The organism is Streptosporangium vulgare (assembly GCF_042428775.1).
GTDB classification, from domain to species: domain Bacteria; phylum Actinomycetota; class Actinomycetes; order Streptosporangiales; family Streptosporangiaceae; genus Streptosporangium; species Streptosporangium vulgare.
This window is the reverse complement of record NZ_JBHMBS010000010.1, coordinates 39,433-59,835: the sequence shown is the minus strand read 5'-3', so window position 1 is coordinate 59,835 and position 20,403 is coordinate 39,433. Positions and strand designations below refer to the sequence as shown.

The following is a 20,403-nucleotide window of genomic DNA, read 5'->3' as shown; positions in this document are numbered from 1 at the left end:
AGCAGAACTGTGTCGTTGCCACCGCTGGTAGAGCCGGCAGCCGAGCTGACCGTCGACGAGGTGCGCCGTTACTCGCGCCACCTGATCATCCCGGACGTCGGCATGGCCGGGCAGAAGCGCCTGAAGAACGCCAAGGTGCTGTGTGTGGGCGCCGGAGGCCTGGGTTCCCCCGCGCTGCTCTACCTCGCGGCCGCGGGAGTGGGAACGCTCGGCGTCATCGACTTCGACGTGGTCGACGAGTCCAACCTGCAGCGGCAGGTCATCCACGGCCAGTCCGACGTCGGCCGCCCCAAGGCGGAGAGCGCCGCCGACAGCGTCAAGGAGATCAACCCGCTGGTCAAGGTGGTCGTCCACAACGAGGCGCTCACCACCGACAACGTGATGGAGATCTTCGCCGCCTACGACCTGATCGTGGACGGCACCGACAACTTCGCCACCCGCTACATGGTCAACGACGCGGCCGTCCTCCTCGGCAAGCCGTACGTCTGGGGATCGATCTACCGCTTCGACGGCCAGGCCAGCGTCTTCTGGGCCGAGCACGGCCCCTGCTACCGCTGCCTCTACCCCGAGCCCCCGCCGCCCGGCATGGTGCCCTCGTGCGCCGAGGGCGGCGTGCTCGGCGTGCTGTGCGCGTCGATCGGCTCCATCCAGGTCAACGAGGCCATCAAGCTCCTCGCGGGCATCGGCGAGCCGCTGGTCGGCCGTCTGATGATCTACGACGCCCTGGAGATGAACTACCGCTCGGTCAAGGTCCGCAGGGACCCCGAGTGCGTGCTCTGCGGCAAGAACCCGACGGTCACCCAGCTGCTCGACGACTACGAGGCGTTCTGCGGCGCGGTCTCCGAGGAGGCCCAGGAGGCCGCCTCCGGATCCACGATCACCGCCGCCGAGCTCAAGTCCTGGCAGGACAAGGGCGAGAACATCTACGTGATCGACGTCCGCGAGCCGAACGAGTACGAGATCGTCTCCATCCCCGGCGCCGTGCTCATCCCCAAGGGCGAGTTCCTCAACGGCTCCGCGCTGGAGGGGCTTCCGCAGGACAAGAAGATCGTCCTGCACTGCAAGTCCGGTGCCCGCTCCGCCGAGGTCCTCGCGGTCGTCAAGAGCGCCGGCTTCTCCGACGCCGTCCACGTGGGCGGCGGCGTGCTCAGCTGGATCAAGACGGTCGACCCGAGCCTGCCCGCCTACTGAGGGCCTGACCGAAGGGTCCGAGGGGCTGAAGGCCCCGCGCCCCGTGGAGCACCCGCTCCACGGGGCGCCCGCCGTACTGAAGGGTCCGCCGGGGTTCCGCCGAGGTCACCGAATGCTCTCCACACTGACGGATCTGGACGGAACGGCGGATGACACCCGCCGCACCGCATTAAGGTCGGGGGCGTGAACGAAGTCCCACGTCAGCGGCGGCGTTCATGGCCGACGCTGGTCGTGGCCTCCGCCCTCACGCTGCTCTGCGCGATCGTGGCCGGGGTGGCGAGCAGCGCCGCGGCGACGGAGCTCACCCGGGGGCCGACCCAGGCGGAGCTCGACCGGGCCGCCCTCGACGAGGTGGCGAGGCGCTGGCAGGCCTGGCCCGCCGGGCGCGTCTTCCCCGAGACCGTCCCCTACGCCGCGGAGCAGGGCGGCGAGGAGAAGGCCCGCCGGGTGGGCATCTCACCGGAGACCCGCTGTGACGGCGCTGTCGACGCCGGGTTGCGCAAGGCGCTGCGGCGGGCGGGCTGCCTGGGCGTCCTGCGGGCCACCTACATCGACGCGCTCCAGGGGATCGTGGTCACCGTCGGCGTCGCGGCCTTCGCGGACGAGCTCGGCGCCACCAGGGCCAAGGCGGCGCTGCCCAGGGGCGGCGGTCCCTCGCCCGGCCTGAGGGCGCTCGCCTTCCGCGGCACCGTCACCGACCGGTTCGTCTCCGCCGGGCGCCAGGCGGGCCTCGTCCGGCAGGCGGGCCCGTACGTGGTGATGGCCACGGTCGGCCAGACCGACGGCCGGCCCGCCAGGGCGGTCGGCGCGCAGCGGCCGACCCTGTTCGCGTTCACCGGGGACATCGCCGATCACATCCTCGCCGACCTGTCCATGCCCGCCCGCCCCGACTGCGTCTCCACGGAGTGGCGATGCTGACCACACCGGGGCGTCTCCCCGCCGCCACCGGACCGCCCGCGAAGGAGAGGCCGGGGGGCCGGGCGACGCCGAGGGCTTCGGGGGAGCCGAGGACGCCGAGGACGCCGAGGACGCTGAGGACGCTGAGGACGCTGAGGACGCTGCGGAACGCGGTGAGGCGGACGGTGCCGGTGATGCTGGCGGCGGTGGCGGTGCCGGTGATCCTGGCCCCGCTCCCGGCCGCGCGGGCCGACGACGTCAGGGACAGCCAGCGGGAGGTGCTGCGGACCCTCGACCTGCCCGCCGCCTGGCGGATCTCCGAGGGCCGGGGCGTGACCGTGGCCGTGCTCGACTCCGGGGTGGACCGCGACCACCGCGACCTGGCCGGCTCGGTGACCGAGGGCCGGGACTTCACGGCCGGGGCCAACCCGCCGGGGGTGAGCCCCCTGAGGCTGCACGGCACGTACATGGCGTCGCTGATCGCCGGGCACGGGCACGGGCCCGGCGGGGCCGACGGGGTGATCGGCGTCGCGCCCCGCGCGAGGGTGCTGTCGGTACGGGTCATCCTGGAGGACGAGGAGCCGGGCTTCCGGGAGTTCAACACCGCCGAGCGCTACGAGAACGTGGTGGCCAGGGGCATCAGGCACGCGGTGGACCGGGGCGCCGACGTGATCAACATGTCGATCTCCAAGGAGCTGGCGACCAGGGAGGAGCGGTCGGCGATCCGCTACGCGATCTCCAAGGGGGTGGTGCTCGTCGCGGCGGCGGGCAACGAGGGCGCCGAGGAGCCCGACGCCAGTGGCAACGCCCCCTACTCCTACCCGGCGGCCTTCCCGGGGGTGGTCTCGGTCGCCGCGACGGACCGCGGGCTGCGCCGGGCCTCGTTCTCCAACCGGAACCCCTCGGTCCTGGTGGCCGCGCCGGGGGTGGACATCCTCGGCGCCGGTCCGGGGGACGAGTACTGGGTCGGCCGGGGCACTTCCCAGGCGACCGCCCTGGTGTCGGGAGTTGCAGCCCTCATTAAGGCCAAATATCCGAAAATGTCGCCCGTGTTGGTCGTGCAGGCGATCACCGAGGGAGCCACCCGGCGGCCCACCGGCGGCTACGACACCGGTACGGGCTTCGGCGTCGTCAACGCGACCCGGGCCCTCGCCGCCGCCGCGAGGATCTCCCGGCACACCCTCACCGCCGAGGGCGCCGGGGGTGCCAAGGGGCATGACCCCGCCCGCCCACTGGGCCTCGCGGCCGAGCCGGTCCGGCTCGTCCACCGCGACCGGGACCGGATCACCCTGTACGGCGGCGTGGCCGTGGCCGCCGGGCTCGGCGCGGTCGTCTCCCTGATCGCGCTCGCCGTGTTCGTCGGCCGTACCCGCTCGCGGGGCGCCTTCGAGGACCCCGCGCGGGACCCGTACACGAACCCCTGGCCGTGAGCGCCCGGCGTCGCCGGGCGGGCTCCTTCGGGCGGCGCCCGGGGATCGGGCCGGACCGGGCCGGGCCGGATCGGGCGCGGCCTCGCCGGGCGGACTCCGCCCTCCGGGCGCCCCGCGGGGCCCGGTCACGGAGAGTGCCGCGAAAATACCCGCCGCCGATAGGGCGGAGGAGCCCTTCGACGTAGCATCGGAGTATGTCGCAGCAAGGGCGGTCCCAGGAGCCGGAACGGCCTCTGGGAACCCCCGCCCCCCGCGCCCGCGGTGGCTGGCCGCCGTCAGGTTCCCGGGTGGGCGGCATCGGCGGCGCCGGAAGCGGCCGGGTCCGCCGGGCGCCCGTGCCCGGCGCCTCCGCCAGGCGGTCCCGCGTGCGGACCTGGCCGGCGGCGGGCCGCGACCGCGCGGCGATCAGGCGCGCCGAGCTGGCGACCCTGGAGCAGGGCATCCGCTTCCGCACGATCTTCCTGATCCTGATGGGCACGATCCTCGCCATCGCCGCCACCAACGTGCTGACCGGCACGGTCGGGCTGGTGCGCGAGACGAGCTCGCGCCCGCTGACCGCCGCCGAGCAGGCCCGCTACATCCAGGACGACATCGCCAGGCGCTGGCACACCTGGACCGCCGACCTGATCTTTCCCGTCGAGCTGCAGTACATCGGCCTCGGCAGGGTCCAGCAGTACGCCCACAGGGTCGGTCTCGCCCCCGAGGTGGCCTGCGCGGCGGGCACGGACGCGCCGGTGGGGTCGGTGCTCTCCCAGTACGGCTGCCGCACCCTGCTGCGGGCCACCTACGTCGACCAGACGTCCTCGTTCGCCTTCACCGTGGGCATCGCGGTGCTCGACGACGAGGAGCGGCGGATCGCCGCCTCCGCGCAACTGGCGGTGGACGACCGGGTCGGGGTGCGCCCCGTGGCCTTCCCCGGCACGGCGACCGAGCTCTTCGGGGCCGCGCAACGACAGCGCAACGCCTGGGTGGGCGTCGGTCCCTACATCGTCTTCTCCACCGCCGGCTACACCGACGGCCGCACCCGGCAGGCGGTCGCCCCCGAGGAGATCCTGCACAGCGAGCTGTGGCCCACGGCCCAGGCGGTCGCCGGGCGCATCGCCCGCGCCCTCGGCGACGAGCCCAGCGCCGTGCCCCAGTGCACCCAGGGGAACGTGTGCTGAGGCGGCGCTTGTGGGCGGCGGGCGCGCTGGTCGCGCTCTCGGTGGCGGGCCCGGTCCCGGTCGCCGCCCCGGCGACGGCCACCTCGGCGCTCACCGGGGCGTCACCCGTGTCGCCTGTGTCGTCCACGCCACCCGTGTCGCCTGTGTCGACCGTGTCGACCACGCCGCCCGAGCCGGCGCCGTCGGAGTCCGCGCCCCCTGAGCCCGCCCCGCCAGAGTCGGCGCCCCCCGAGTCGGCGCCCCCCGAGGGGGCCGCCGACGTCCGCGAGGACCAGCGCTGGGTGCTGGAGATGCTCAACGCCGAGAAGGCGTGGAAGGTCACCAAGGGATCGGGCGTCATCGTGGCGCTCGTCGACAGCGGGGTGGACGACCAGGTCGCCGAGCTGCGGGGGAGGGTGATCTCCGGGCCGGACATGGGGTCGATCAACTTCGACAGGGACATGCCGGACGCCGGGCGGCACGGCACCGCGATGGCCTCGCTCATCGCCGGGGCGGGCAAGGGGGAGGGGGGCCTTCTCGGCGTCGCGCCCGAGGCCAGGATCCTCTCGCTGCCGCTGATCGTCGAGGAGCGGCCGGAGGACGGGACCGCCCTGCCCGAGGAGGACCTGCGCTCGCGCGGCGACAGCCCCCTGGCCCGCGCGATCCGCTACGCCGCCGACCACGGGGCCAAGGTCGTCAGCATGTCGCTGGGCGCCTACGGGCCGCACCGGAGTGAGCGCGAGGCGGTCTCCTACGCGCTGTCCAGGGGCGTGGTGCTCGTCGCCGCCGTGGGCAACGACGGGGACTCCCAGTACGCCATGGACAACGCCACCTCCTTCTGGAACTTCCCCGCCGGATACTCCGGGGTCATCGGGGTGGGCGCGGTGGACGACCTGGGCAGGCCGGCGGCGTTCAGCAGCGACAACCTGTCGGTCCTGGTCTCGGCGCCGGGCGTCGACGTGCCGGTGGTCGTTCCCGGCGGGAAGTACGGGTCCTCGGAGGGGACCAGCTCGGCGACCGCGCTGGTGGCCGGGGTCGCCGCCCTCATAAAAGCAAAATATCCGAATATATCGCCTCAAATGGTGTCGCAGGCTTTGACCTCGACGGCGACGGCGGGTCCCGCCAACGGATACGACGACCACATCGGGTTCGGTGTCGTCGACGCCGCGGCCGCCCTGGCCAAGGCGGGCCGGCTGGTGACCGGTACGGCGGCGGTCCCGGTGCCCGAGGGCAAGCGCTTCGGCGACGGCAGTCTGCCCACCGAGCCCAGCAGGCCGGGCCCCGAGCCCGTTCGCCTCTGGCTGTACGGCGTGGGCCTCGCGGGCGGCCTGCTGGCGTTCGCGGGGGCCGTGGCGATGCTCAACCGGCACTCCGGCAGAGAAGGGCCGATGACGGCGGCCTTCGAACCGATCCGGCGCGGCAGATCGCGAAGGTAACCGTAATTCGACTGCGATTCGAACGCGTTTTGGACACCGTTCGGATGCGGTAGCCCGGATGTCTGGATTCACGCTCCGGAAAACCTGGAACGTTCGCTAGTCTCGCGCGTTATGGGGTACGAGTTGCGCGTGGAGCGCCCTGCGCCTCTCGCCTTCGCGGAACTCGCGACTGTGCTGGGGCAGGCGGGGTTCGAGTTCAGGGGCTCGCAGGAGTCGGGGGAGATCCTGGCCCGCCACAACGGCGCGGTCCATGCCATCGCGGTATGGAACGGCGGCCTTTCCGGCACGCCCGGATCCGACTGGCAGGTGGCCCAGTTGGCGCGCGTGTCCGCCCTGCTGGGAGCGCGGCTGGTGGGCGAGGACGGCGAGTCCTACGCGATCCGCGGCGGCCTGGTCGAGCAGCTGAACGGCTCGGCGGCCTACGAGTTCGGCAAGCTCGACGAGATCCTCTCCGCCGGACCGACCGTATGGAGTCAGTAGGCCACCCCACCCCCTACGCCGAGCGGGTGCTCGACCTGGTCGAGAGCATCCCGCCCGGGATGGTGATGTCCTACGGCGACATCGCCGAGTATCTCGGAGAAGGGGGCCCGCGCCAGGTCGGCCGGGTGATGTCCACCTGGGGCGGGGGCGTGCCCTGGTGGCGCGTCGTGCACGCCGACGGCACCCCGCCGCCCGGCCACGAGCAGCGGTGCCTGGCGAGCTGGCGTGAGGAGCGGACCCCGCTGAGGGGCACCCGCGCCGACATGCGGGCGGCCAGATGGGACGGGAACCCGTAATCGTACGACGGGACGGAGCCGGAATCCCGCTAGATTACAAATGCCTGTAAATCCCGCAAGCCCGTAAATCACGGCGTAACTGGCCCCGCTGTGGCGCACTAACATGGCCTAGGACAGCGCTCTGTCCGAAAGGCGGTGCTTTCCCCATGGCCACCGGTGCCACTCCCGCGCGCTCCAGCGGCGACCCCGTCGCTGATCGTCTGCGGGTTGTCCAGGATCTCTGCGACCGGGGAGAACCCCTCGACTCGATCATGGCGGCGGTGCTGGCCGACGGGCTGAAACCGGCTGAGCGCCGCCGTTTCGACGCCGACGCGCTGGCCGGCCCCCTGGGGTCCCGGCTGGAGATCGCGGCCAAGCGGGGCGCCGCCAGGCGCCGCGAGTTCGTCACGCTCCTGAAGCCGTACGTGACCGGGGTCGACGCGAAGGTCAAGCGCGACCTGCCGGTCGCCCGCAGGATCGCCTTCCACCTGATCGAGCATCGGGGGATCGACGACCTCGCCGAGGGCGACGCGCTGCAGAAGCTCGTGACCGCCGCGGCGGAGCCGTCCAGGCGGGTCCGCAAGAGCCTGCGCTGGTACGCCGACCTGCCGCTCCAGGACGAGCTGCCCGAGTCCCTGTACCGGCTGCGGGCGGCCGACCTCATCCCGGTGACCCAGATCGAGGACATCTCCTGGTCGGGCGGGCGGCTGCACATCAGCGGCCACGCCTACCTGGCCGGGCTGTCCGTGCGCAGCCGCCGCTTCAACCGGGCCGGCGTGGTGCTGCGCGGCCCGCGCTGGCTGCCGCCGGTGCGGCTCCGCACCCGCAGGGTCTTCCACCCCGAGGCGACCCACGGCGCGGAGGAGGCGGGCTGCAACTACGACTGGTCCGGCTTCACCGCCGAGATGAGCCCGTGGCCGCTGCGCTGGCGGTCGGCCGTACGGGCCGTGGTGCGCGGGGGCAAGCGGCTGCTGCGCCGCCGCGCGACCGTGCAGGACACCACCACCTGGCGTACCGAGATCGTGATCTGGAGCCGGGGCGCCCGCGCCGGCGGCCTCCTGCGCGGTCCCTCCACCGGCCGCACCGAGCGCCCGGCGGGGCTGGACCTCGGCAAGGGCTGGTGGATCCGTCCCGTCTGGACCTCCGACCGCGCCCTCCAGATCGTGCTGCAGCCCACCCGGGCCGAACTCGCCGGAGTGCGGCTGGACGGCGAGCGCCTGGAGGTCGAGGTCTTCCTGCCGGGCAAGGGCGTGACCAGGGGACAGGCCCGCCTGGACGGCCACCGGATCGCCGCCGACTTCACCCCCGTCGAGGGCGGCACCACCGTCGTCGTACCACTCGCGACGGCGTCCCTGCTGCAGGAACGCGACGGCGGCCGGCTCTGGATCGAGCCCAAGGGCGACCCCGCGGCCTCCGTCATGATCGGCAAGGCCCGGGAGAGCCGCACGGTCGTCGGCGACCGGGAGATCACCGTGCTGCGCGACCGGCGCGACCGCGTGAGCGTCTCCGCGCACCGGATCCGCCCGGTCATCGACGCGGCGACCTGGGACGAGCGGGGCGTGCTCACGCTGGAGGGCTCCTACCCTGGCTCCGGCGAGGCCGCGCTCACCCTCAAGCACCGCACCGGCCTGATCCAGGCCGTCCCCTTGGAGCGCGACGGCTCCCGCTTCACCGTCAGGGTCGCGCCCGCCGCGATGCCCCGCTTCGGCGACACGGCCCCGCTGGGCAGCGGCACCTGGAGCATGGCGGTCCGCGACGCGGCCGGGCAGATCGTCCCGTTCCGCGTCGACCACGCCATCCTCGACGGGCTGGACGAGGACACGAAGATCCTCGACGGCCGCGAGTACCGCCTGATCTCCACCCGCTTCGACATCCCGGTGCTGTCCGTCGCCGAGCACCTCCCCGACGACGAGAAGGGCGCGGGCGGCCTGTTCGCCCTGCGCCGGCACTTCTACCCCGCCGAGCGGACCCGCGAGCTGAACGACGCGACCGTCTACGTCGCCTACGACGGGCGGCAGTACGAGGGCAGCGTCCGCGCGGTCTACGAGGAGCGGGTGCGGCGCGGTGACGCCGGCGAGCAGATCTGGGTGGTCAAGGACGGCGCGTTCGTGCCTCCGGGGCCGGACAGGCTCGGTTTCGGCACGGGCGCCGGGCCGACCGTGGTGCGCGCGGGCAGCCGCGAGCACTACGCGGCGCTGGCCCGCTCGCGCTACGTGGTCACCAACGGCTTCCTGCCGCCGTGGTTCCGCTCCCGTGAGGACCAGGTCGTCGTGCAGACCTGGCACGGCACCCCGGTCAAGCGCCTGGGCAACGACCTGCCGCACATGTCCCGCGACCCCAGGCCGCCGGCCTGGCACCGGCAGGCCGTCGAGGTGCGCGGCTGGGACCTGCTGGTCTCCCAGAGCCCCTGGGCGACCCGCGTGCTGCGCAAGGCGTTCGGCTACCAGGGCGAGGTCCTGGAGAGCGGATACCCGCGCAACGACGTGCTCGTCGCCCCCGACCGCGACGAGCTGGCCGCGGCGGTGCGCGAGCGGCTCGGCATCGCCGCGGACGCCAAGGTGGTGCTCTACGCGCCGACCTACCGCGACTACGACCGCAAGAACGCCTCGATCCGCCTGGACCTGGCCGAGGCGCACCGGGTGCTCGGTCCCGGCCACGAGTTCCTGATCCGGGGGCACTCGATGCAGGCGGCGCCGAACGTGCGCGCCGGTCTCGGGCGTGACGTCACGACATATCCGGATATCACGGATCTGTTGTTGATCACGGACGTGTTGATCACGGACTACTCGTCGGTCATGTTCGACTTCGCGGCGACCGGCAGGCCGATGCTCTTCTTCACCCACGACCTGCAGCGCTACTCGTCCAAGCGGGGCATCTACCTCGACCTGGCCGCCGAGGCCCCCGGCCCGCTGCTGTCCACCGGGGCGGAGGTCATCAAGGCCCTGCGGTCGATCGACGAGGTGGTCGCCGCCCACGCCGAGAAGTACGACCTCTTCCAGCGCACCTACGCCCCTCGCGACGACGGCAAGGCGACGGCGAGGCTCGTCGACCACGTCTTCCCGGCCTGACCCTCCCGCGCCGGTCCAATTCGATCGACCCTCCGGGGGCCGTTTCCCGAAACGGCCCCCGGAGCCGTCTCCGGGCTCGTTGCCCGAGGGCCGGAGGTTCCCGCGCAGGTCCGCGCGCCGCTCCGGCCGCCGGATCCTCCGGAAACCGCCCCCGCCCGCCGTATCCGGTGGAGAATCCGCCATGCCGTACCCGCCGACTCGGCACGATCATCGTCCGGGATCTGGTGGAATGGCGAGTTGTGAGTGGTCAGGACTGGCGGCTGATACGTCGTGAGGGTGCGGGGAGGGCTGTTGCCCCTGTGCTCGACGAGCACCAGCGGGCGGTGGTGGCCCATGAGAGCGGCCCGCTCCTCGTGCTCGCCGGGCCCGGCACCGGCAAGACCACCACGATCGTCGAGACCGTCGTCGACAGGATCGAGCGCCGGGGCGTCGACCCCGAGCGGGTGCTCGTCCTCACCTTCAGCCGCAAGGCCGCCGAGGAGCTGCGCGAGCGCATCACCGCCCGGATGCGCCGCACCACCCGCACCCCCCTCGCCCTCACCTTCCACAGTTACGCCTACGCGCTGCTCCGCCGCGAGGCCGTGCTCGCCGGAGGACTGCCGCCGCGCCTGCTCACCGGTCCCGAGCAACTCCTGGAGATCCGCCGCCTGCTCCACGGCGAGCTGGAGGACGGCGCCACGCACTGGCCCGACGACATGCACGAGGCGCTCAAGACGCGCGGCTTCGCCTCCGAGCTCCGCGACTTCCTGGCCCGCGCCGCCGAGCGCGGCCTCGACGGCCCCGAGCTGAGGGAGCTGGGCCGCCGCCACGGCCGCGCCGACTGGGTGGCCGCCGGGGGGTTCGCCGACCGCTACCAGGCCAGGTTCGACCTCGACCTCGAACCGGTCCTCGACTACGCGGAGCTGATCCGCGCGGCCGGGGCCCTGCTCTCCGACCCCGAGGTGCGGACCCGCGAGCGGTCGGCGTACGACGCCGTCTTCGTCGACGAGTACCAGGACACCGACCCCGCGCAGGAGTTCCTGCTGCGGCAGCTGGCGGGGGAGGGCCGCGACCTGGTCGCGGTCGGCGACCCCGACCAGTCGATCTACGGCTTCCGCGGCGCCGACGTCCGCGGGATCATGAACTTCCCCGACAGGTTCCGCGACGCCGACGGGGAGAAGGCCCCGGTCGTCGCGCTGCGCGTCTGCCGCCGCAGCGGCCGGGAGCTGCTGCGGGCCACCCGCCGCGTCACCGCGCGGCTGCCCGCCACCCCCGGCGGCGCCGCCCACCGCGACCTGCGCGCCCTGCCGGACGCCGAGCCGGGCGACGTACGGGTGCTGGTGGCCGACGGCGCCACCCAGGAGGCGGCGATCGTGGCCGACACGCTCCGCAGGGCGCACCTGCTGGACGGCGTCCCCTGGTCGCGGATGGCCGTGCTGGTGCGGTCGGCGACGCGCCAGGTGCCGCTGCTGCGCCGCGCCCTGGTCACCGCGGGGGTGCCGGTCGTGGTCGGCGGCGCCGAGGTGCCGCTGTTCCAGGAGCCGGGCGTACGGCCGCTGATCAGGCTCATCCAGGTGGCGCTGCACCCGGAGACCCTCGACGAGGGGGTGGCGGAGGAACTGCTCACCGGGGCGCTCGGCGGCACCGACATGATCGGGGTGCGACGGCTGCGCCGCGCCCTGCGGATCGCCGAGCACGAGGCGCTCGCCGACCCCGGGCCCCCCGGCGAGCACGACGCGGACGGCGAGCACGACGCGAACGGCGTGGACGGCTCGGACGGCGTGGACGGCTCGGACGGCGAGCACGACGTCGCCGAGATGGTGGAACGCGTCGCCGAGCGCGAGACCCCCGGCCCGCGTTCCTCCGGCGAGCTGATGGTCGCGGCGCTGAAGGACGCGCGGGAACTGGTGAGGGTGGAGCCGCACGTCGCGAAGCCCGCCGAGCGGCTCGCCGGTCTCATCGCCGCCGCCACCGAGGCCGTACGGCAGGGCGGCACCGCCGAGGACGTGCTGTGGGCCGTCTGGCAGGCCACCGGCCTGGCCAGGAAGTGGACCGACGTCAGCCTCAGGGGCGGCGTGAGGGGCACCATGGCCGACCGCGACCTCGACGCCGTCGTGGCGCTGTTCGACCACACGGCCAGGTTCGTCGACCGGCTCCCGCACGCCGGGGTGGACGTGTTCGTCGAGGACCTGGTCGCCCAGGAGATCCCCGGCGACTCCCTCGCCGACCGGGCCCCCGAGGGGGACACGGTCCGCATCCTCACCGCGCACCGCTCCAAGGGCCTGGAGTGGGACGTGGTGGTCGTCGCGGGGGTCCAGGAGGGCGCCTGGCCGGACCTGCGGCTGCGCGGGTCCATCCTGAGCACCGACGACATGGTCGCCAGGGCCGAGGGCTCCGAGCACGAGAACCCGGCGGCCGTCTCCGCGGCCCTCGCCTCCCAGCTGCTGGCCGAGGAGCGCCGCCTGTTCTACGTGGCCGCGACCAGGGCGAGGAAGAGGCTCATCGTCACCGCCGTGGGCGGCGACGACACCGAGGAGCGGCCCTCCCGCTTCCTCACCGAACTGGTCCCCGGCTCGGCCGAGGACGCCGCGGGCGTCGACGAGCGGTCCCGCTGGCTCAGCATGTCCGCGCTCGTCGCCGACCTGCGCTCGGCGGTCGCCGACTCCACCAGGCCGGAGCCGCTGCGCAGGTCCGCGGCCGAGCACCTGGCCAGGCTCGCCGCCTCCGGGGTGCCCGGCGCCCACCCCAACGAGTGGTACGCCCTCACCCCCATCTCCGACGACCGCCCGCTCAGCTGGCCCGACGACATCGTGCGCGTCTCGCCCTCGGCCGTGGAGAGCTTCAGCAAGTGCGGCCTGCGCTGGCTGCTGGAGACCTCCGTGGGCGCGGGCGGCACCGACGTGGCACGCGGCCTGGGCACGGTCGTGCACGCGCTCGCCGTCCTCGCCGCGACGGGCATGCCCACCGAGGAGACCCTCGGCAAGCGCCTGGACGACGTCTGGCACGAGCTCGACTTCGGCGGCGTCTGGTACAACCGCAAGCAGCGCAGGGTCGCCGAGGAGATGATCTCCAAGTTCGTCCGCTGGCACGAGGAGAACCCCCGGGAGCTGGTCGGCCTGGAGGAGGCGTTCACGGCCATGGTCTCCGAGGGAGTGCAGATCAAGGGCAGGGTCGACCGGGTCGAGCGCGACGGCGAGGGCCGGGCCGTGATCATCGACATCAAGACCGGCAAGACCGGCGCCAAGGACAGCGAGCTCGAACGCCACCCCCAGCTCGGCGTCTACCAGCTCGCCGCGCTGCTGGGCGCCTTCCAGCGGCACGGCATGACCGAGCCGGGCGGCGCGGCCCTGGTCCAGGTGGGCGACGCGGCGGGCAAGAAGGCCGCCAAGGAGCAGACGCAACCTCCCCTGGCGGACGACCCCGACCCCGGCTGGGCCAAGGACATGGTCGGCACCGTCGCCGTCGGCATGTCGGGGCCGTTCTTCCAGGCCAAGGTGAACGACGGCTGCCGCACCTGTGCCGTGCGGGCGAGCTGCCCGGTCAGCAAGAACGGAGATCAGGTGTGCTGAGCCGCACGACCCCGGGGGACGCTACGTGCTGAGCCCGGTCCAGCTCGCCGCCAAGCTGGGCATCCTGCCGCCGACCCCCGAGCAGGCCGCCGTGATCGAGGCCGGTCTCGAACCGATGGTGGTGATGGCCGGAGCCGGTTCGGGCAAGAGCGAGACCATGGCCGGGCGTGTCGTCTGGCTGGTCGCCAACGGCCTGGTCCGTCCCGAGCAGGTGCTCGGCCTGACCTTCACCAGGAAGGCGGCCGGGGAGCTGGCCGCCCGCGTGCGCGAGCGGCTCAACGGCCTGGTCGAGACCAAGCAGGTGCCCGCCGACCTGATGGAGGGCGAGCCGACCATCTCGACGTACCACGCCTACGCGGCCCGCCTGGTCACCGACCACGCCCTGCGCGAGGCGCTGGAGCCGACCATGCGCCTGGTCTCCCCGGCCGTCTCCTGGCAGCTCGCGGGGCGGGTGGTCAGCGCGTACGACGGGCCGATGGAGCAGGTCGAGTGGAGTCCGGCGACCGTCACCCGGGCGGTGCTGGAGCTGGCCGGGGAGATGGCCGAGCACCTGCGCACCTCGCGGGACGTGCGCGACGTCGGCGCCTGGCTCGCCCAGCGGTACGCCGAGCTGCCCGGCACGCCGGTCAAGGACCAGCGCAGGCCGCTCGTCGTCCAGCGGGCCAGGGAGCAGCTGCTGCCGCTGGTCGAGGCGTACGACCGGCTCAAGCGGAGCAGGGAGGTCGTCGACCACGGCGACCAGATGGCGCTCGCCGCCCGGATCGCGGCCAAGCACGCCGACGTCGGCGAGATCGAGCGCGGGCGGTTCGCCGTGGTCCTCCTGGACGAGTACCAGGACACCAGCCACGCCCAGCTCGTCCTGCTGCGCGCCCTGTTCGGCGGAGGTCACCCGGTGACGGCCGTGGGCGACCCCTGCCAGTCCATCTACGGCTGGCGCGGCGCCTCGGCGGGCAACCTGACCCGCTTCCCCCGCGACTTCAGGACCGCGTCCGGAGAGCTCGCCCCGATCAACCGCCTGTCGGTCAGCTTCCGCAACGGCGACGCCGTGCTGGACGTCGCCGCCCGGCTCCAGCTGCCGCTGCGGATGGAGGCCAGGGAGGTGCCGGTACTGGTGCCCGGCGGCAACCGGGTCGACCGCGGCCGGGTGGTGTGCGCCTTCCACGAGACCGCCGACGACGAGGCGGAGTGGATCGCGTCGGGGATCGCCAGGGTGCTGGGCGCGGAGAGCGCGCCCGACGGCATGCCCTGGGGCGAGGGCGAGCGCAAGCGGGCCAAGCAGAGCGCCTGGGGTGGCCCGCAGTGCCTCCAGCCGCACGACGTGGCGATCCTGGCGCGCAAGCGCTCGCAGTTCCCCGCGCTGCGCAGGGCGCTGGAGGCGCGCGGCATCCCGGTCGAGATCGTCGGCCTGGGCGGCCTGCTCACCGTGCCCGAGGTGGCCGACATCGTCTCCACCCTGCGCGTCGTCTACGACCCGAGCGCGGGTGACGCCCTGGTGCGGCTGCTGTCCGGTCCCCGCTGGCGGATCGGCCCCGCCGACCTCAAGGAGCTGGGCGAGCGGGCCCGCGAGTTGAACCGGGAGACCCGCGAGGGCTCCTCGCCGGTGGCCGACCCGCTGGACCAGGTCGTGGCGGACATGGCCGAGGAGCGCGGCAGCCTGGTCGACGCCCTCGACGAGCTGCCCGACCGTCCCGCGTGGCAGGACCTGTTCTCTCCCCTGGCCGCGGTGAGGCTGGTGGCGATGGCCCAGGAGCTGCGCGTCCTGCGCGCCCACACCGGCCAGCCGCTGCCCGACCTGATCCTGGAGATCGAGCGCACCCTCGGCCTGGACATCGAGGTGGCCGCCCGGGGGACCGCCGTCGGCCCGTTCGCCGCCCGCGCCGACCTCGACGCCTTCCTGGACGCCGCGGCCCGGTTCGCCGGAGACTCCGAGGACCCGACGCTGGGCGCCTTCCTGGCGTTCCTGAAGGCGGCCGACGAGGAGGAGAACGGGCTGGACGCCGGGCGGGTGGGCGAGAGCAACAGCGTGAAGCTGATGACCGTGCACGCCTCCAAGGGCCTGGAGTGGCCGGTCGTCGTGGTGCCCGGCCTGTCCCAGGCGCTGTCCAAGGCCGGGACGCTCACCGTCGGGACCATGTTCCCGGCCCGCCCCACGACCAGCCCGAAGTGGACGGAGAACCCCCGCAAGCTGCCCTACCCGCTGCGCGGCGACGCCTCGGACCTGCCGGAGCTGACCGGCCTCTCCAAGGAGGAGCTCGCCGACTTCGACGAGCGCTGCCGCGACCGCGACCTGCTGGAGGAACGCCGCCTGGCGTACGTCGCCGTCACCCGCGCCCACTACCTCCTGATCGCCTCCGGCTACCGCTGGGGGACCGCGGCCAAGCCGCTGGAGCCGTCCGACTTCCTGGTGGAGATCCGCGAGACCTGCGGGCGGGTGGCCTTCTGGGCCCCGGAGGTGGAGGAGGGGGCGACCAATCCGCTCCTCGCCGAGCCCGCCGAGTCCGTCTGGCCGATCGCCCCGGAGGACGTCCGTTACGCGGCGGTCCTCGACGGCGCCACCATGGTCGAGGCGGCCCTCGCCGCCCTGGCGGGGGGCGCGGCTTCCGGGGCCGGTTCCGCGTCCGGCGTCGGTCTCGCGTCCGGGGTCGGTTCCGCGTCCGCGTACGAGGATGTCCCCTTTCCCGAGTTCCCCGGGGCCCCGAGGAGCGGGGCGCCTGTCTCCGGGGAACCCGGGGAGACGGACGTGCCCTTCCCGGACGAGGAGAGCGTGCCCTTCCCGGGCGACCCGTGGGACGAGTCCTTCCCGGCGGATCCGGAGGACGAGGACGTGCCGTTCCCGGCGGACCCGCGGGAGGCGAAACCCGCGCCCGGCCCCGAGTCCGGTCCCGGTCCCGAGTCCGAGCCTGAAGCCGAGCCCGGTCCCGAGCCCGAACCTGAAGCCGAGCCCGAAGCCGCGTCCGGTCCCGGCCTCGAGTCCGAAGCCGAGCCCGAAGCCGAGTCCGAGCCCTGGGCCGGGTTCGAGGCCGAGGCGGGGGAGCTGCCCGAGCGGCGGCCGGCCCCCGTGGCCGACCTGCGCGGGTGGGACCGGGAGCGGGCGAAGGCGTGGGAGCGCGACATCGAGCTCCTGCTCAGGGAGCGGGAGCTGAACCGGCGGCGCGGCAGCGGCCGGGTGGAGCTGCCCACCCACCTGACCGTGTCCTCCCTCGTCACCCTGGCCTCCGACCCCAAGGCGCTGGCCCGGCAGATCCGCCGCCCGGTGCCCAAGAAGCCCGCCCCGCTGGCTCGCCGGGGCACCTCCTTCCACCGCTGGCTGGAGGGGCGCTGGGGCCAGCAGCGGCTGATGGACGAGTTCGAGCTGCCCGGCGCCTCCGACGACTTCGATGAGCCCGACGCCCACCTCGACGAGCTGCGCGCCCGCTTCGAGGAGAGCGAGTGGGCGGGCAGGGAACCGTTCGACGTCGAGGTCCCCTTCGAGACCATGATCGCCGACCGGGTGGTCCGCGGCCGGATGGACGCGGTCTTCCAGATCTCCGACGACCGCTACGAGGTCGTCGACTGGAAGACCGGTCGCCGCCCCGACGGCAAGAAGGCCGAGGCCGCCGCCTCCGTCCAGCTCGCCGCCTACCGGCTGGCCTGGTCCCACCTCGCCGCGGTCCCCCTGGACCGGGTGAGCGCGGCCTTCCACTACGTCCTGCTCAACGAGACGGTCCGCCCCGTCGACCTCCTCGACGAGCGCGGCCTCGTCACCCTCGTCGAGTCGGTGCCGGCCCTCCGCTGACGGTGGCGTCGCCGCCGAGTGGTCCCGACTTCAGCTGTCGGGCGTCGATTCACGTACCCAGAACAGGGTTGTCCGTGCCCGGGATGAGGTCTACTCTCTGACTTGTTGACCAGATTTCATAATTGGTCACGGAGTCAAAGCGATCAGGGTGATCAGGGTGATCAGGGCGAGAGGTGCCGGGGTGGCGGAGCGAGCGGGGCAGGCCGACGGGCGCGCCGACCGGATTCTCGACGCGGCGGCCGAGCTGCTCGTGCGCCTCGGCTACCGGAAGGTGACGATCGAGGACATCGCCCAGCGGGCGGGCATCGGCAAGGGCACGGTCTACCTGCACTGGCGCACCAAGCAGCAGCTGTTCGAGGCCGTGCTGCTGCGCGAGACCATCGCCTACGTCGAGGAGCTCCTCGACGGGCTGCGCCGGGATCCGGCGATGCTGCTGCCGCACCGTTTCGTGTCCGAGTCCTTCCTCGTCGTCAACGACAGGCCGGTGTTGCGGGCGCTGTCCGAGGGATACCTGCAGGGGCAGCACAGGTTCGCCGACGCCTTCCTGCGCAGCCAGGAGCTGCTCGCCTCCGAGCGGTTCTACGGCCTGATGATCCGGCACGGCCTGCTCCGCGACGACGTGCCGAACCTGTCGTACACGCTGAGCGCGACGATGATGGGGTTCCACCTCCACGACACCGCGAACCTGATAGGCGTCGAGGTGGACACGAGGGCCAAGGCCGAGTCGATCTCGTTCATCGTCAGACACGCCTTCGAGCCGCCGGAGCCGCCGGGCCCCGAGGAGCTGGCCAAGGCCGCCTCCGAGGTCATCGACGTCTTCGAGGCCCTGATCCCGCCCTACCGCACCTGGATCTACGCGTACGAACGCACGCACGAGCCCGGCTGATCCCGGACCCGTCCCGATGAGAAAGGCAGACCATGACCACCATCGCCGACACATGGGGCCTGCACGAGGGGCACTTCTGGCTGCGCGGACGCCATCCGGACCAGCCGGTGAGCTTCGACGCCGCCACCGGGATGTGGAACGTCTTCGGCCACCCCGAGGCGTTGCGGGTCCTCGGCGACCCGAAGACGTTCTCCTCCGACACCGCCCGCGTGCTGCCCAGCATGGAGATGAGCAGCGAGGGCATGCTGACGCAGATGGACCCGCCCGCGCACGGCAAGCTGCGCAAGCTCGTCAGCCACGCCTTCACCCCGAAGGTCGTCGCGGACCTCGAACCGCGGATCGCCGAGCTGACCCACGAGCTGCTCGACGAGGTGGCCGACCCGGACCGCCTGGAGCTGGTGACCGACCTCGCCTACCCGCTGCCGGTCATCGTCATCGCGGAGCTCCTGGGGGTGCCCGGCAGCGACCGCCACCTGTTCAAGCAGTGGGTGGACAGGATGTTCGAGAACACCCAGCAGTTCTCCCTCGTCAATCAGAGCGATGAGCAGGAGCGCAGCTTCACGGTCGCGATGGAGCAGTTCAGGCACCTCGCCGACTACATCGGCGAGCACGCCGACGACCGCAGGCGCCACCCGCGCGCCGACCTGCTCACCAAACTCGTCGAGGCCGAGGTCGACGGCGAGCGTCTCACCCAGGCCGAGGTGGTGAACTTCGCGAACATCCTGCTCGTGGCCGGGCACATCACCACGACCATGCTGCTGGGCAACACGGTGTTGTGCCTGGACGCCCATCCCGAGCAGTTCGCCAGGACCCGCGAGGACCGGTCGACGATCCCCGCCGTGATCGAGGAGTCCCTGCGCTTCTTCAGCCCGTTCGCGGCCCTCGGCCGGGTCACCAACGTCGACGTCGAGCTCGGCGGGCAGCACGTCCCCGCCGACCAGCTGCTCATGGTGTGGATCGCGGCGGCCAACCGCGACCCGAGGGAGTTCGCCGACCCCGACGTGTTCGATCCCTCCCGCGTCCCCAACCCCCACCTCGGCTTCGGCAGGGGCATCCACTTCTGCATCGGCGCGCCGCTGGCACGCCTGGAGGGCCGGGTCGCGCTCGACATCCTGCTCGACCGCTTCCCCCACCTGCGCACCGACCCGGACGAGCCGCCGCGGTTCATCCCGAGCCCGACCATGACCGGGGTACGGAGGCTGCCGCTGCTCACCTCCGGTTCCTGAGCAGGCCCCAACGGGCCTTTCGGGCGGTCGCCGTGGGGGACTCCCGTTCCCCACGGCGACCGCCGCCGTACGGGTGAGCCGGGCCCGGAGCCGTGGTCCGCGGGCGGTCATCCGTTACCTCGGGGGCGAATTCGGCACGAAACTATCCCGGGAAGCGGACCCGCCATACCGGCGAACCCCTTATGTTGTGCAGTAATTGATCACAACAGAAGAGAACGCCACATGACCGACATCTCCGGCATCAATCCCAACGTGCCGCACCAGGCCAGGGTGTGGGACTACCTGGGCGGCGGCAAGAACAACTACGAGGCCGACAGGATCGCCGCGGAGTACATCCTCCAGAGCTATCCGCAGATCGGAAGCGTCGTGCGGCAGGCGCGCGCCTTCCAGGGCCGCGCCGTCAGGTTCCTCGTGCAGGAGGCCGGGGTCAGGCAGTTCCTCGACGTCGGCACCGGGCTTCCCACCCTCGACCACACCCACGACGTCGCGCAGCGGGCGGACCCGACGTGCCGGATCGTCTACGTGGACAACGACCCTCTGGTGCTCGCGCACGCCCAGGCGCTGCTCTCCAGCAGCCCGGAGGGGAAGTGCGACTACATCGAGGCCGACGCCCGCGATCCGGAGACGATCCTGCGGGCCGCGGCCGGCACGCTGGACTTCACCGAGCCGATCGCGTTGATGCTGTTCGGGGTGATGGGCACCATCTACGACAACGACGAGGCGCGGGCCCTCGTCCGCCGGTTCCTGGACGCGCTGCCCTCGGGAAGTTACCTGGTGTTCGAGGACGGCACGAACGTGGTGATCCCGGACGCGGCCAAGGAGGTGGAGCAGCTCGTGGAGGAGGGCCGCACCTACGACTACCGGCTGCGGACCCCCGAGCAGATCGCCTGGTTCTTCGAGGGCCTGGAGGTGCTGGACCCCGGCGTGGTGTCGGTCTCGCGGTGGCGTCCCGAGCACAGCACGTGGGGGGCGCCGGACGAGGTGGACGCGTTCGGCGGGGTCGGCCGCAAGCCCTGACCGGCCGGGGCCGGCCGGGGCCGGCCGGGACC

13 protein-coding genes are annotated in these 20,403 nt (G+C 73.0%); all 13 read left to right on the top strand.

The genetic code is table 11. The features are described 5' to 3' along the window. Window positions 1-9 precede the first annotated feature (9 nt). Entirely contained in the window at window positions 10-1,191 is a 1,182-nt protein-coding gene (moeZ, locus tag ACFFRH_RS21645; protein WP_386159055.1) for an adenylyltransferase/sulfurtransferase MoeZ, read from the top strand. 183 nt (window positions 1,192-1,374) lie between these two features. Continuing rightward, window positions 1,375-2,109, top strand: coding sequence for a hypothetical protein (locus tag ACFFRH_RS21640; protein ID WP_386159052.1), 735 nt, complete (start codon window positions 1,375-1,377; stop codon window positions 2,107-2,109). After that, window positions 2,103-3,518, top strand: coding sequence for a S8 family serine peptidase (locus tag ACFFRH_RS21635; protein ID WP_386159049.1), 1,416 nt, complete (start codon window positions 2,103-2,105; stop codon window positions 3,516-3,518). Before ACFFRH_RS21640 ends, ACFFRH_RS21635 begins: the two co-directional genes overlap by 7 nt. A gap of 194 nt (window positions 3,519-3,712) precedes the next feature. After that, entirely contained in the window at window positions 3,713-4,681 is a 969-nt protein-coding gene (locus tag ACFFRH_RS21630) for a hypothetical protein (RefSeq protein WP_386159046.1), read from the top strand. Beyond that, window positions 4,675-6,096, top strand: a complete 1,422-nt coding sequence (locus tag ACFFRH_RS21625; RefSeq protein ID WP_344750132.1) for a S8 family peptidase — start codon at window positions 4,675-4,677, stop codon at window positions 6,094-6,096. The genes ACFFRH_RS21630 and ACFFRH_RS21625 overlap by 7 nt, the downstream gene beginning before the upstream one ends. 111 nt (window positions 6,097-6,207) lie before the next feature. Further along, complete coding sequence (locus ACFFRH_RS21620) at window positions 6,208-6,576, top strand: hypothetical protein (RefSeq protein WP_362837020.1); 369 nt, start codon at window positions 6,208-6,210, stop codon at window positions 6,574-6,576. Then, the gene (locus ACFFRH_RS21615; protein WP_344750130.1) at window positions 6,564-6,872 is read left to right on the top strand and encodes an MGMT family protein; all 309 of its coding nucleotides are present in this window, start codon (window positions 6,564-6,566) and stop codon (window positions 6,870-6,872) included. The genes ACFFRH_RS21620 and ACFFRH_RS21615 overlap by 13 nt, the downstream gene beginning before the upstream one ends. 146 nt (window positions 6,873-7,018) lie before the next feature. Next, the gene (locus ACFFRH_RS21610) at window positions 7,019-9,919 is read left to right on the top strand and encodes a CDP-glycerol glycerophosphotransferase family protein (RefSeq protein WP_344750129.1); all 2,901 of its coding nucleotides are present in this window, start codon (window positions 7,019-7,021) and stop codon (window positions 9,917-9,919) included. A gap of 299 nt (window positions 9,920-10,218) precedes the next feature. Further along, window positions 10,219-13,467, top strand: a complete 3,249-nt coding sequence (locus ACFFRH_RS21605; RefSeq protein ID WP_344750128.1) for an ATP-dependent helicase — start codon at window positions 10,219-10,221, stop codon at window positions 13,465-13,467. Between the two features lie 25 nt (window positions 13,468-13,492). Next, window positions 13,493-17,242, top strand: coding sequence for a UvrD-helicase domain-containing protein (locus tag ACFFRH_RS21600; protein ID WP_386159040.1), 3,750 nt, complete (start codon window positions 13,493-13,495; stop codon window positions 17,240-17,242). Window positions 17,243-17,423: 181 nt separating this feature from the next. After that, a complete protein-coding gene (locus ACFFRH_RS21595) occupies window positions 17,424-18,128 on the top strand; it encodes a TetR/AcrR family transcriptional regulator (protein ID WP_344750127.1) in 705 nt (234 codons plus the stop codon). A gap of 32 nt (window positions 18,129-18,160) precedes the next feature. Further along, window positions 18,161-19,354 carry a cytochrome P450 gene (locus ACFFRH_RS21590; RefSeq protein ID WP_344750126.1) on the top strand — a complete coding sequence of 398 codons (1,194 nt, stop codon included), beginning with the start codon at window positions 18,161-18,163 and terminating at the stop codon, window positions 19,352-19,354. 222 nt (window positions 19,355-19,576) lie between these two features. Next, window positions 19,577-20,371, top strand: a complete 795-nt coding sequence (locus ACFFRH_RS21585; RefSeq protein WP_344750125.1) for an SAM-dependent methyltransferase — start codon at window positions 19,577-19,579, stop codon at window positions 20,369-20,371. The last annotated feature ends 32 nt before the right edge of the window (window positions 20,372-20,403 follow it).